11 protein-coding genes are annotated in these 12,062 nt (G+C 62.4%); 5 read left to right on the top strand and 6 right to left on the bottom strand.

Annotated elements, in window-relative coordinates:
* Positions 1 to 9: 9 nt before the first annotated feature.
* The gene (locus XH80_RS28470; RefSeq protein WP_271601433.1) at positions 10 to 405 is read left to right on the top strand and encodes a hypothetical protein; all 396 of its coding nucleotides are present in this window, start codon (positions 10 to 12) and stop codon (positions 403 to 405) included.
* Between the two features lie 612 nt (positions 406 to 1,017).
* On the opposite strand, the gene XH80_RS28465 is transcribed toward XH80_RS28470, so the two are convergent.
* The 4 genes from XH80_RS28465 to XH80_RS28450 form a co-directional block, all read right to left on the bottom strand.
* Positions 1,018 to 1,965: a glycosyltransferase family 2 protein gene (locus XH80_RS28465; RefSeq protein ID WP_271601432.1), complete on the bottom strand. Its 948-nt coding sequence runs from the start codon at positions 1,963 to 1,965 to the stop codon at positions 1,018 to 1,020.
* Entirely contained in the window at positions 1,966 to 3,150 is a 1,185-nt protein-coding gene (locus XH80_RS28460; protein WP_271601431.1) for a hypothetical protein, read from the bottom strand. It lies immediately after the preceding gene.
* Positions 3,151 to 3,407: 257 nt separating this feature from the next.
* On the bottom strand, positions 3,408 to 4,436 hold the full coding sequence (locus XH80_RS28455) for a metallophosphoesterase (RefSeq protein WP_271601430.1): 1,029 nt from the start codon (positions 4,434 to 4,436) through the stop codon (positions 3,408 to 3,410).
* 862 nt (positions 4,437 to 5,298) lie between these two features.
* The gene (locus XH80_RS28450) at positions 5,299 to 5,517 is read right to left on the bottom strand and encodes a hypothetical protein (protein ID WP_271601429.1); all 219 of its coding nucleotides are present in this window, start codon (positions 5,515 to 5,517) and stop codon (positions 5,299 to 5,301) included.
* 224 nt (positions 5,518 to 5,741) lie between these two features.
* On the opposite strand from XH80_RS28450, the gene XH80_RS28445 reads away from it, so the two are divergent.
* The 4 genes from XH80_RS28445 (at position 5,742) to uraD (ending at position 8,370) form a co-directional block, all read left to right on the top strand.
* The gene (locus tag XH80_RS28445) at positions 5,742 to 6,029 is read left to right on the top strand and encodes a hypothetical protein (RefSeq protein ID WP_205668255.1); all 288 of its coding nucleotides are present in this window, start codon (positions 5,742 to 5,744) and stop codon (positions 6,027 to 6,029) included.
* A 96-nt stretch (positions 6,030 to 6,125) separates the two neighbouring features.
* Entirely contained in the window at positions 6,126 to 6,539 is a 414-nt protein-coding gene (locus XH80_RS28440) for a DUF3830 family protein (RefSeq protein ID WP_057750758.1), read from the top strand.
* A complete protein-coding gene (gene puuE, locus XH80_RS28435) occupies positions 6,540 to 7,475 on the top strand; it encodes an allantoinase PuuE (protein WP_271601428.1) in 936 nt (311 codons plus the stop codon).
* Positions 7,476 to 7,482: 7 nt separating this feature from the next.
* Positions 7,483 to 8,370 carry a 2-oxo-4-hydroxy-4-carboxy-5-ureidoimidazoline decarboxylase gene (gene uraD, locus XH80_RS28430; protein ID WP_271601427.1) on the top strand — a complete coding sequence of 296 codons (888 nt, stop codon included), beginning with the start codon at positions 7,483 to 7,485 and terminating at the stop codon, positions 8,368 to 8,370.
* On the opposite strand, the gene XH80_RS28425 is transcribed toward uraD, so the two are convergent.
* Both XH80_RS28425 and XH80_RS28420 read right to left on the bottom strand, forming a co-directional pair.
* The gene (locus XH80_RS28425; RefSeq protein WP_271601426.1) at positions 8,367 to 11,093 is read right to left on the bottom strand and encodes a molybdopterin-dependent oxidoreductase; all 2,727 of its coding nucleotides are present in this window, start codon (positions 11,091 to 11,093) and stop codon (positions 8,367 to 8,369) included. The genes uraD and XH80_RS28425 overlap by 4 nt on opposite strands.
* Positions 11,090 to 11,917: an FAD binding domain-containing protein gene (locus XH80_RS28420; protein WP_271601425.1), complete on the bottom strand. Its 828-nt coding sequence runs from the start codon at positions 11,915 to 11,917 to the stop codon at positions 11,090 to 11,092. Before XH80_RS28420 ends, XH80_RS28425 begins: the two co-directional genes overlap by 4 nt.
* Between the last annotated feature and the right edge of the window lie 145 nt (positions 11,918 to 12,062).

The following is a 12,062-nucleotide window of genomic DNA, read 5'->3' as shown; positions in this document are numbered from 1 at the left end:
GACGCGAAGATGAGTGACAGGTCGGTGAAATCGAGAAATGGCCGCAGCACTGTACTGGCCGCCTTCGCCGGTCTTGCTCTGGCCGTCGCGTCCGTCTCGCCGTCGGCTGCCGGATCGCCGGCAGCGGCCAAGGGTCCGGCCAAGGCTCCGCCCGCCGCCACGGCCGGGCAGGGCTCATCCGACGCGACCGATTTCAGCGCCGCGCGCCGTCGTCGCTATTACCGGCGCGGGCCGAGCGCTGCGGGCCTTGCATTCATGGGCGCCGCGGCCGGTTTGATCGGAGGCGCGATCGCCGAGAGCCGGCGCCAGGAATACTACGACAATTATTACTATGGCGGCCCGCGCTATTATGGTCCAGGCTATGGCTACTATGGTGGACCGCGCTACTACTACGATCCGTATTGATATGGCCACGGACTCTCCCCATCGTCATTCCGGGGCGATGCGCAGCATCGAGCCCGGAATCCATCGGGCCCAAGTCACGCTGTGAAATGGATTCCGGGCTCGCGCCAAGAGGCGCGCCCCGGAATGACACGGAGAGGCCGGCGTGTCGCCCTCTGTCAATCCTACGCCGCAAAAATATTCCACTTTACCGAAATTATGTATGGCCCATCCCGGCTCACCTTGAGGGGCGATCGTAGTCGTCACGTTTGCGAGCCGGGGATGCGGTGGACACGGCAGCGTCGGCACGAGAGGGTGCGGGCAGGGCGGGTAGTCCCTGTGAGCCCGAGACCGCGTGTGGATGAGCGGCGCTGTTCGTTCGTCGTGCCAACAGGCTTTCGGCGCGTGTGCACACTGCCGAAAGCCCCTGCGGCACCAGGCGAACGCGCATACGGCAAAACCGTGTGGTCCATGCTGCAAGCTCTTTTTCCCGATGCTCTACAAATGAAAAAGCCCCGCCGAAACAAGCGCTTCTGAAACTCTGGCGAAGAGGACGGCGATGGCCGCCGAAAGGGCTGGGTCCCAATAGGCCCTATTCCCGGCCTTTCGAGCGCGCCAGTTGGTGGGCGGCGAATTTCATGGTGGTGATCGATACGTCGAGAGGTACGGCTGCGAAAGATAGGCCAGCATCTTCATCTCTCGCCGTCCCCGCGTTACGGTGTCGAGCACCAGACCGGATGACACGGACAACATCGCCATGATCATTAATCCCATCGACAGCACAGCCGTTGGCAGGCGCGGCACCAATCCGGTCTCAATGAAGGTGATCAAAATTGGAATGGCCAGAATGACCGAAGCGAGCGCGAGAACGATCCCGATGGCCGTGAAAAAGCGCAACGGCCTCTCCGAGCGGTAGAGCCGCAACATGGTGCCGAGGATACGAAAGCCGTCACGCCACGTGTTGAGCTTGGAGAAGGAGCCTTCCGGGCGAGCGTAGTAGGGCGTCGGCACCTCGGCAACCGGTAGCGACAATTCCAGTGCGTAGACAACAAGCTCGGTCTCGATCTCGAATCCGTCGGATAGAACCGGAAAAGACTTCACGAACCGGCGCGAAAACACGCGATAACCCGAGAGGATATCCTTGAACGTGTGACCAAAAGTCGATGAGAGAACGCTTGTCAGCATCCTGTTGCCAGCGCGATGGCCTCGTCGATATGCAGCGTCGGACTGATCGACTCGGAAACCGGCGACCATGTCAAGATGGTCGTCGATCAGCTTTTCGATCATGCGTGGCGCGCTTGGCGCGTCGTAGGTGGCATCGCCGTCCACAAGCACATATACGTCGGCATCGATATCGGCGAACATGCGGCGCACCACGTTGCCTTTGCCCTGCCGATACTCACTGCGGACATTGGCTCCCGCGTCGCGGGCGGCGCTGGCCGTGTGGTCGCTTGAGTTGTTGTCATAGACGTAGACTTCTGCCGAAGGCAGAGCCTTGCGAAAGTCAGTAACGACCGTCGCGATCGTTGCTTCCTCGTTATAGCAGGGCACTAGAACGGCGATGCGGAAGGGCGGAGATGTCATTTACGGAAGTGCTTTGAGGCTTGCGGCTTCTAGCGAGACAGGCGTCGGCGCGGCAGCTTTTGCAGAGAGAATCAGTCCAGCAAAGCACACGCTCCAAAGCGAAAGCATCGCAATCGGCACAATGTAGTAGGGAGTAAAGATCGGGTGGCTTAGAAAAAACAAGAGATTGATGGCGAGATTGCCCGCCACGAGGAGTGCGACCCTTCGGACGCCGTTCTCATCCGTCCGCAATAGCCATGTGATCCAGCTCACAGCAAGCATGATCAGCACGGATTGAATATCTCTTGCATATTCGCCGAGGACGCCGAGGTCGAACGCTGGGGCGATCACGTCGGCGGTACCGTACGTCGTCGCAAAGGGGCTACCTGCGTTAATGGCGTTTGCAATCAATGTTGGGGCCATGCCGAGCACGAACGCAATCCCAAATCCCATGGTCTGTGCGAAGGCGCTGGGTTTGCGCGAGCGCAGCAACGAGATTCCAAGGACTAGGAAATAACCCGATCCAAGGAACAGGTTGGCCAATCTAAGATTGACCGACAATCCGAGCAGCAAGCCGATGACCATCGCCAACAGGCTATTATCGCGCTCCTCTGCCATCCATCGTGCGGTTAAGAACCCTGCGAGTGCACAAATCGCCATCGTCGGCGCGATCGAGTAGCTGGCCTTCGTAGGATTGATCATCAGCACCAGGGCCAGAGCCCCGAACGCTCCGGCTGCAAGCACCGCAGGAATCCATTGAGCTGAAAAAATGGCTAGGAGGGCAAAGCAACAAACGATCAGGGTGGCGGCAAGGTAGAGTGGCACCACCTGATGGCCGTCGGGGAACAGGGCCAGCAAGAACCCGGTTCCGGGTGGGTATTGAACGACCATCTTGTGGTCTGACATCGGGGTGTGGCAAGGCCACCGGGTCGGGTCTCGCCAATCGGAATACCCGATCTCTTTCAATTTGGCCTGGAAGAAGCCGTCGTCGTCACGCGAGCTGTTTGTGTCCAAGCCACTGACGCCAAAGCGCTGAAACAAGTGCGCCTGCCGAAGGTAGCACACGTCATCGTAGACGCCGCGCGCTTCGTTCCAACCCGACGTCGTGCGGATGTTGGTCACCAGTATGGTCAAGCAGAGCAGCGCAAAGACGAGCTTCAACAGCCGCAGCGTGCGCCCGCCGGTCGAAATCAGTTTCCCAGCCATAGGATCTCAATAACCACAACTAGCGCGAGCCCGCTAGTCCGGCCATCGTCCGGAGGCCGTATTGCGGATCACGGGGTCCCCACCTTTACCTTGCCCGGCATGCGCCAATCCCTTGGTGCTGCGGACATCGATGATTGCCCCCTGAAACAGACCGGATGGTCCGGCTCTATCAGGGCGGCAAATGTGAATGTATTTGGGACAGCCAGCCACAGGGTCCGGTTCAGTCCACGTTGACTGTTAAGAGTTCTCTACCAACCTCATCCTTGCCGTAGTGTATGCAAGGTGACTTCGGCTGGACAGTTGAGCCGGACCGGCAGGAGGCTGGTGCCAGCCCCTGTCGAAGTGTAGCCGGCCATATGACCATATCGCCACGCGCCGCTACCCAGCCGCCGCGGCAACTTTGCTTCGAGCTTGATCGGAACCCCGTAGGGCAGGCAGAGCTGACCTCCGTGCGTATGTCCGCTTAGCATCAAGTCGAAGCCTCTGTGTGCGGCCTCACGGTAGACCTCCGGCGTGTGCGAGAGGAGTATTGAGTAGGTGTTGACTGGAATTGCATGGGCCGCCTTGCCAATATCGCCAACGCGATAGAAATGCGCGTCATCAATTCCGGCAAGGTAGATTTGATCATTTCCCCGCGCAATTACCTCGGTTTCATTGAACAACACCTTTGCGCCCATCGCTTCGAGCGCAGGCGTCATCAAAATGCTATCGTGATTGCCGAGCACCGCGAAAATTGGTTGCTTTAGGCTTGCCATAACCGGAGCGATAGCTTCCAGGCTCTTCTCGAATGACCCATAGGTCTTTCCGCGATAGTCGCCCGTTAACACACAGATGTCGTACACAAGGTCCCGAGTGATATCAGCCAAATGACCCATCGCACCGAGACTAGTGTCGCCGTGTAGATCGCTCACGTGGAGCATTGTGAAACCATCAAAGCTTCGAGGCAAAGATGCGGAGCGGATCAAATTTCTCTTGATGAGAACACGCTCGGCATTTCGCCGCGCAACGCCATAAAGACCCGTGAGCTTGAGGCCAAACTCGATAACAAACGGCGCCAAATATAAGTTCTCGAGATTAAAGATTAGCGTCCCTTGGCCGAACAGCTGTGCCTCGTGCTCACGTTCAGTTTGCAACCGCAGCTCGACGTGCTCATGGCCGATCCGTTCTATCAACGTCTTAAGACACTCTTTTCCATGCATCAGGTCATTGCTCAAGCTTTGGGAACTATACTTTGCACCGGTGACCGCGGCCCGGACATTGAATGGTAAGGCGTCGTTATCCAGCACCTTCCAATAGGTCTCAGAAACTCTCCATATCGTCCAAGACCCTGATCAAATCGGGACACAACGGAGGACACACCGGCCCCATAATGTTGTTATTATTACATTTTTTGCTGCCTGAGAACCCCTGCGCAGGGAAGGCCGTGTGTTGGACTTCACCTGTATGCTGCTGTGCGATCTTCTTGCGCTACATTTTCGCGCAGCAGACCGCGGGTGCGAGGTCGGCACCCGGTCTTCCCTGCGCCTCTTGATTGAGAGGGTGGAGAGATCAAGCAAAGCTTGGGCGAAATGAGCCGCGAGGAGGCGAAGGCGTGTCTGCGATTGGAGCGCTGCTTGCCACAGACGACGCTATCGTAGGGTAGGCAAAGCGAAGCGTGCCCACCACAAGCACATGGTGGGCACGGCGCTTGGCGCCTTTCCCACCCTACGACACCTGCGAACGGAAGAGCGATGCCGTGCCCTCATACTGCGTCTACACACTCGCTGTCATCGCCCGGCCAGTGCGCAATTGCGCACTAGGACCGGGCGATCCAGGACTCAGAGACAGCAATGATTGAGCCGAGAAGGCGCGGCGTACTGGATTCCCCGCCTGCCGCCTACGCTAAAAGCTTCGGCTGCCCTGGACCTCAACCCCGGCGAAGCCTTGGCATAGCCGGGTCGCGGGGAATGACAGCTTCAATTGGAGAAGCGATGTGGGCGCCTCATACTCTCTCGTGCCCCAGACGCAGCGCAGCGTCTCTTCGACGGTGCGCTGCAGAGCCGGGGCCCACATCTCCGAGCAATCCGTGTCGCGTGGGTCCCGGCTCTGCGCAGCAACGCTACGCGCTGCAGCGCGTCCGGAACACGAGAGCGCTCTATACCTTCCGTCTCACCGTCCCGCCGGTGCCGACATTGCGCCATTGGCGTAGCGCGACCAGTCGGGTTCAGACGGCTGCGACGGCCACATGGCTGCATTGGAGTCGCGCACCGACTGGGTGATGGGGGCAGGTCGTGCCTTGCGAACGTGCTGACGGTCGTTCGCGGCGGCGGTCTGGATGGTGATGGCGGTGATCAGCGTGGCGCCGAGAATGGCAAGAGTCTTTCGCATGGATGTTTCTCCCGTGACGACGTCCCGGTCGTGAGAAATGTCATCGTCGTCTCGCATGACATGGCGATGCCTCCGGCCTGATATCACCCTGGCCGGGTTCACGATGGGGCGAGCGAATTTTTTGGTCCCGGCTAAATATTCGGCAGTCGCCTGGCGGGTGCGGATGGACTTGGCTGGTGCAATCCGGTTGAATGGGAGCAATGAAGGTTTCAGGCGCGACAATGATGTCGAAATATCTGCTGGTCCTGCTTTTGATCGCCTCGCCGGCGGTGGCGCAGGTCAAACCCGCTCCCAAAGCCGCGGCGGCGCATCCCGACCCCTGCACTCCGATCGGACGCACCGCCGACGGCAAGCTGGTCTATTCCATGAAATGCGAGAACCTGCCGGCGCCGTCTCCGCCACCGCCCCAGGCGGAACTGAAGGAGGCGCCGCCGGCCGCCGCCGCCGCTGCGGAGCCCGAGCCGGAGGTACGGCGGAGTGGCATTTTCGGCTGGTCCTACGACCGCAGGTAACGGACCTCACGCCCTTGCGCGAAGCCCGCTGGAATGCTCTTTGCGTGCAAGTTCCCCGTGGGGCGAACCTTTTGGCCCCCGACCCAGAGAGATGAGATGAGCAAACTCGTTATCCGCGCCGGCGATTTCACCTTCGATGCCCGCTTCGAAGAGCAGGCCGCACCCAAGACCGTCGCGGCGTTCCGCAAGGCGCTGCCGTTCGAAAGCCACATCATCCATGTGCGCTGGAGCGGCGAAGGCGTCTGGATGCCGCTCGGCGATCTCGACTTCGGTGTCGGCTACGAGAACCACACCAGCTATCCTGCCCCGGGCCAGATCATCCTCTATCCCGGCGGCATCAGCGAGACCGAGATCCTGCTCGCCTATGGCGGCGTGCATTTCGCCAGCAAGATGGGCCAGCTCGCCGGCAATCACTTCATCACCGTGACTTCGGGGCTGGAGAACCTGGCACCGCTGGGCAAGAGCGTGCTGTGGAAGGGTGCGCTGCCGATCCGCTTCGAGGAAGTCTGAGTGACTGACAACAGCTACCCGCGCGATCTCCGCGGTTACGGTCGCAACCCGCCGCATCCAGAGTGGCCCGGCAACGCCCGGGTCGCGGTGCAGTTCGTTGTCAATTTCGAGGAGGGCGGTGAGAACAACGTCTTGCACGGCGACCGCGCCTCGGAAGCGTTCCTGTCCGACGTGCTGGGCGCGCAGCCCTGGCCGGGCCAGCGCCACGCCAATATCGAATCCATGTTCGAATATGGCTCGCGCGCCGGCTTCTGGCGCTTGTGGCGCCTGTTTGGCGAGCGCAAATGGCCGACCACCGTGTTCGGGGTGTCCACTGCGCTGAAGCGCAATCCCGAGATCGTCGCGGCGATGAAGGAATCAGGCTGGGACATCGCAAGCCACAGCCTGAAATGGATCGAGCACAAGGACATGACCGAGGCGCAGGAGCGCGCCGAGATCGCCGAGTCCATCCGCGTTCACACCGAGGCGGTCGGATCGCGGCCGCTCGGCTGGTACACCGGGCGCTCCTCGATCAACACCAACCGTCTGCTGATGGAGGAGGGCGGCTTCCTCTATCTCTGCGACTCCTATGCCGACGATCTGCCCTATTGGGTCAAGGGCGCGAACGGCAAGCAGCTCATGATTCCCTATACGCTCGACGCCAACGACATGCGCTTCATCAACCCGCAAGGGTTTGCCGAAGGCGAGCAGTTCTTCACCTATCTGAAGGACGCCTTCGACGTGCTCTACGCCGAAGGCGAGACCGCGCCGAAGATGATGTCGGTGGGACTGCACTGCCGCCTCGCCGGCCGGCCGGGCCGTGCCGCAGGCCTGATCCGCTTCCTCGATTATGTCGGCAAGCACGATCGCGTCTGGGTGCCGACGCGGCTGCAGATCGCGCAGCATTGGCACAACAAGCATGCGCATCTCGCGGCCGACGCGTTCGAGATCCGGTAGAGATGTGATGGCGCAAATCCCGCTCGCCGATCTCAACGCCGCAAGCAAGGCCGACTTCGTCGCCGCGCTCGCCAATGTCGTCGAATATTCGCCGTGGATTGCCGAGCGGATCGCTGCGCAGCGGCCGTTCGCCGGCATCAATCAGTTGCACGCCGCGCTGATGGCGGCGATCCAGGCGGCCGAACCCGACGTGCAGCTGGCGTTGATCCGCGCGCATCCTGACTTGGCCAACAAGACCCAGCGCGCGGCGGGCCTGACGGCGGAATCGACCGACGAGCAGAACAGCGCCGGCCTCGACCGGCTGTCGGAGGCCGAATATTCGGCGTTCGAGCGCGTCAACAACGCTTACCGCGAAAAGTTCGGCTTCCCCTATATCGTCTGCGTGCGACGTCACACCAAGGATTCGGTGCTGCGCGACTTCGAGACGCGGCTGCGCAATATCGCCAAGACCGAGACGCGTCGCGCGATCGAGGAGATCGGCCGCATCTCGGCGCTGCGGCTCGATCAGCTGGTCATCGCCGACGACAGACTGAAGGTGCACGGCCGGCTCTCGACTCATGTGCTGGACAATCACGCCGGCAAGCCCGCGCCGGGGATTCCCGTGGAGCTGGTCGAGCTCGCTGCGCTCGGCGAGAACCGTATCATCGCGCGCACCGTCACCAACGCCGACGGCCGCACTGACCAGCCGCTGATCGGCGGTCGCCCGCTGCCGATCGGCCGCTACGAGCTCCGCTTCAACGTCGGAAAGTATTACGCCGAGCGCAACGTGCCGCTGTCGGATCCGCCGTTCCTCGACGAGATCCCGCTACGGTTTGCGATCAGCGAGCCGGAAAGCCATTACCACGTGCCGCTGCTGGTCACGCCGTGGAGCTATTCGACCTATCGCGGCAGCTAGTCGCCGAACTTGTCGTGCAGGGCTGGAAACAGCCGGTCCGGCTTGAACGGCGGCGCGGTGAAGCGGATGCCGGTGGCATCGGCGATGGCGTTGCCGAGGGCGGCGGCGACCGGATTGTACGGGCTCTCGCTCATCGACTTCGCGCCCAGCGGCCCCATCGTATCGGATGTCTCGGCGAACAACACCTCCGTGCGCGGCACGTCCGCGAAGGACGGCAGATGGTAGTCACGGAATTTGGGATTGGTGACGCGCCCCTCCGCGTCGATCACCATCTCCTCGTAGAGCGCAGCACCGAGGGCTTGCGCGACGCCGCCCTCGACCTGGCCGCGGCATTGCATGGGATTGGCGACGACGCCGGCATCGGCGGCCTGCACGCTCCGGAGAATCCTGATCTCGCCGGTGCCCTTGTTCACGGCGACGCGAAAGCCCTGGACGTTGAACCCGACCGAGCGTGGCGTTCCCTCGGAATTGCCTTGCGCTGCGAGCGGACGACCCGCCTCGCGCGCGTGCTTGGCGAGCTCGGCAAAGGACATCCGGCGCACGCCGCTGGCGACGAATTCGTCCTCGAGCGTGCAGCTCGCGACATCGCAAAGCCACGCGCCAGCGGCGGCCGCCTTCAATTCGGCGGCAAGCTGCGTTGCGGCGGCCTGCGTCGCCTTGCCGGCAACGAAGGTGCCGGTGCTGCCATAGGCGCCGGTGTCGTGGCCGCCATGGGCGGTATCGGACTGGCGCAGGCGGATCCTGTCGACGGTGGTCGCCAGGACAGTGGCGGCGATCTGCCGGTGCACCGTGCTGGTGCCGTTGCCGAACTCGGCGGTCCCGACGGTGAGATCGAAGCCGCCATCCTCGTTGAGCGCGATCATGGCGTCGGCGATGTGGCCGGCGGGCGGTGCGGTGTCGATCATGGTCAGCGCGATGCCGTCGCCGGTCAGCCAGTCCGGCGACAGCTCGGGCTGCGGCTGATCCGCCAGCATGGCGCGTTCGACGAGGTCGATGCATTGGTCGAGCCCGTAGGAGCCATACAACACGTCATGATATTCGGACTCAGGTGGCGACAGCATGGGATCGCCGGGCCTGACGATATTGCGGCGGCGCATGTCGTAAGGGCTGATGCCGAGCTGCCCGGCCAGTTCGTCGATCGCGGCTTCCACCGCGACCACCGACTGCGGCAGGCCATAGCCGCGAAACGCGCCGGCGGGCACCGTATTGGTGTAGACGACGAAGCCATCGACCCGCTTGTTGGGGCAGTTATAGACGGCGATCGATTCGTTCACCGCGTGGAACATCACCGAGGGGCCGTGATTGCCGTAAGCGCCGGTATTGGAGAGCACTTCGAGCTGGAGCGCGGTGAGCTTGCCGCTAGAGTCGGCGCCGGCCTTGATGTGGACCCGCATCGGATGCCGTGTCGAGGTCGCGATGAACTGTTCCTCGCGGGTGAGCTCGAGCTTGACGGGGCGTCCCGTCTTCAGCGCGGCCAGCGCCAGGATATCCTCGACGAACATCTCCTGCTTGCCGCCAAAGCCGCCGCCGACCCGCTCGCAGAACACGCGGACCTTGTCCATCGGAAGCCTAAAGATGTCCGACAGCGCGCGCCGGGTCAGGAACGGCACCTGCGTCGAACTGCGGACGTTGAGCACGCCTGCTTCGTCGAGCCAGGCGAGGCCGCCATGGGTCTCCAGCGCCGCATGCTGCACGCGATGGCTGTGGAACGTGGCCTCGTACGTCACGGCGGAGGTGACGAGTGCGGAGGCGACATCGCCGAACTCGCCATGAATCTCGGCGACCAGGTTGCGCTGCGCGTCGGCAACGCGGTTGGCGCTGGTCCTATCTGGGTGAACGAGCGGCGCGCCCGGCATCATCGCCTGCTCCGGATCGATCAACGCGGGCAGAATCTCGTACGTGACGTTCAGTCGCCGGCAGGCCTCCTCGGCCACGCCTTCACTCTCGGCCACCACCGCCGCGACCCTCTGGCCGATGAAGCGGACCACGTCGTCGAGGATGCGGGTATCCTCGGGATCCATCCAATCCTTCTCATGCCGCGCCGTCGATGTCAGCACCATTGGCGCATCCTCATGCGTCAGGATGGCGTGCACGCCCGGAACTGCCATCGCCGCCGACTTGTCAATCGACACGATCCGGGCATGGGCATGCGGCGAGCGCAGCAGCTTGATGTGCAGCAGGCCCTCGATCTCGGTGTCGAACGTGTAGCGCGCCTTGCCGCGGACGACGTCCGGCCCTGCAGGCGCCGGCAGGCTGCGGCCGAACGCGCCGCCGGCCTCGACGCGCGCCTCGACATTGCATTTGCCGTGGATCGCGTCCTCGATCGCGCGATAGCCCGTGCAGCGACAGATATTGCCCTTCAGCGCTGCGCCAAGGTCGGTACGTTGCGCCTGGTTCAACGAGGCGCAGGTCAGGATCATGCCGGCGGTGCAGAAGCCGCACTGGAACGCTTGCGCGTCGAGAAAAGCCTGCTGCATCGGATGCGTTCCGTCCTCGCTGCCGAGCCCTTCGATCGTGGTGATGGCGCGTCCCTCCGCGCGGAACGCGGGGATCAGGCAGCTGTGCACCGGCTCGCCGTCGAGCAGCACGGTGCAGGCCCCGCAATCGCCGGCGTCGCAGCCTTTTTTCACTCCGAACTGGCCAAGCTCGCGCAAAAACGTGCGCAGGCATTGGCCGGCGCGCGGCATTTGCGGAAATGTCGTGCCGTTGATCTCGAAGCTCATGACGGCGTTGCACCCAGCAGTTCGGCACGGATCTCCTCGGCGAGCCGCAGCGTCATGTGCTTGCGCCAAAGCGGCTTGCCATGAATGTCGGTGTGATAGAGATCGTCGGGGATCTCCTCGGAGATCGCGGTGCGAAGCGTGCTCGCATCGGTCGGCCCGGGAAACGATATCTGGATCGGGCGCACGGTCGATGCTGTTACGGTCAGCTTCAACGCGCCATTGCCATCGAGGCTTCCGATCAGCAGGGCCGCGGAGCGGCCGACCGGTGCGAGCGAGATCTGGCGAAACGCGGAGCGACGCTTCAGGGCAGGAAGCGGAATGTCGATCTGGCGCAGAAGGTCGCCCGGCGACAAGCGATTGCGCTGGTTGCCGATGACGAAGTCAGCGACGGGCATCCTCTGCTCGCCGCCGCCGGCTTTCCAGATGGTGCAGATGCCGTCGAGTGCGGATGTGAGCGAGATCATCGGTCCCGCCGGCAGCGACATGCAGAGATTGCCGCCGACCGTCGCCGTTTTCCAGATCTTGAACGAGGCGAGGAAGGCGCGACAGCATTGGCTGATCAGTGGGGCCGCGAGCCAGTCAGGCGGACAGGTGAACGCGTCGAGTTGCGAGATGGTGCAGGTGGCTGCGATGCTGAGATGGCTGTCGGTGATCGTCAGTGCCGGCCATTTCAGATCGGCGAGATCGATCAGCCGCGTGAGGTGGATCTGCGGCTCGGAGAACAGCCAGGTACCGCCCGCGAGCCAAGCATCACCTGGCGTCCAAACGGGCAGTTCGGAGCGCGTTTGCGGATGGGAAACCGCTGTGATGGTATTCAAGTCCATGACTTGCGAGAACGCCTGCGCCGGATGATTTGTGTCGAGGTAAATTCTTGCAAGACCAGCGCCAAGTAGCAACAACAAGTCGCAGCAATGACGCACTCGGAATGGCCTTTGCCTTGCAGGCGATTCGTTAACGAGGGCGAGGAGA

The organism is Bradyrhizobium sp. CCBAU 45384 (genome assembly GCF_028128665.1).
Taxonomy (GTDB): domain Bacteria; phylum Pseudomonadota; class Alphaproteobacteria; order Rhizobiales; family Xanthobacteraceae; genus Bradyrhizobium; species Bradyrhizobium manausense.
The sequence above is the reverse complement of the archived record's forward strand: the minus strand, read 5'-3'. Positions and strand labels throughout refer to the sequence as shown.

Coding starts and splice junctions, on each gene's coding strand:
- XH80_RS28445 (WP_205668255.1), top strand. CDS start 5,742: ATGTCGAAATATCTGCTGGTCCTGCTTTTGATCGCCTCGCCGGCGGTG.
- XH80_RS28460 (WP_271601431.1), bottom strand. CDS start 3,150: ATGGCTGGGAAACTGATTTCGACCGGCGGGCGCACGCTGCGGCTGTTG.
- XH80_RS28465 (WP_271601432.1), bottom strand. CDS start 1,965: ATGACATCTCCGCCCTTCCGCATCGCCGTTCTAGTGCCCTGCTATAAC.
- XH80_RS28420 (WP_271601425.1), bottom strand. CDS start 11,917: ATGGACTTGAATACCATCACAGCGGTTTCCCATCCGCAAACGCGCTCC.
- XH80_RS28440 (WP_057750758.1), top strand. CDS start 6,126: ATGAGCAAACTCGTTATCCGCGCCGGCGATTTCACCTTCGATGCCCGC.
- XH80_RS28425 (WP_271601426.1), bottom strand. CDS start 11,093: ATGAGCTTCGAGATCAACGGCACGACATTTCCGCAAATGCCGCGCGCC.
- XH80_RS28450 (WP_271601429.1), bottom strand. CDS start 5,517: ATGCGAAAGACTCTTGCCATTCTCGGCGCCACGCTGATCACCGCCATC.
- XH80_RS28470 (WP_271601433.1), top strand. CDS start 10: ATGAGTGACAGGTCGGTGAAATCGAGAAATGGCCGCAGCACTGTACTG.
- uraD (WP_271601427.1), top strand. CDS start 7,483: ATGGCGCAAATCCCGCTCGCCGATCTCAACGCCGCAAGCAAGGCCGAC.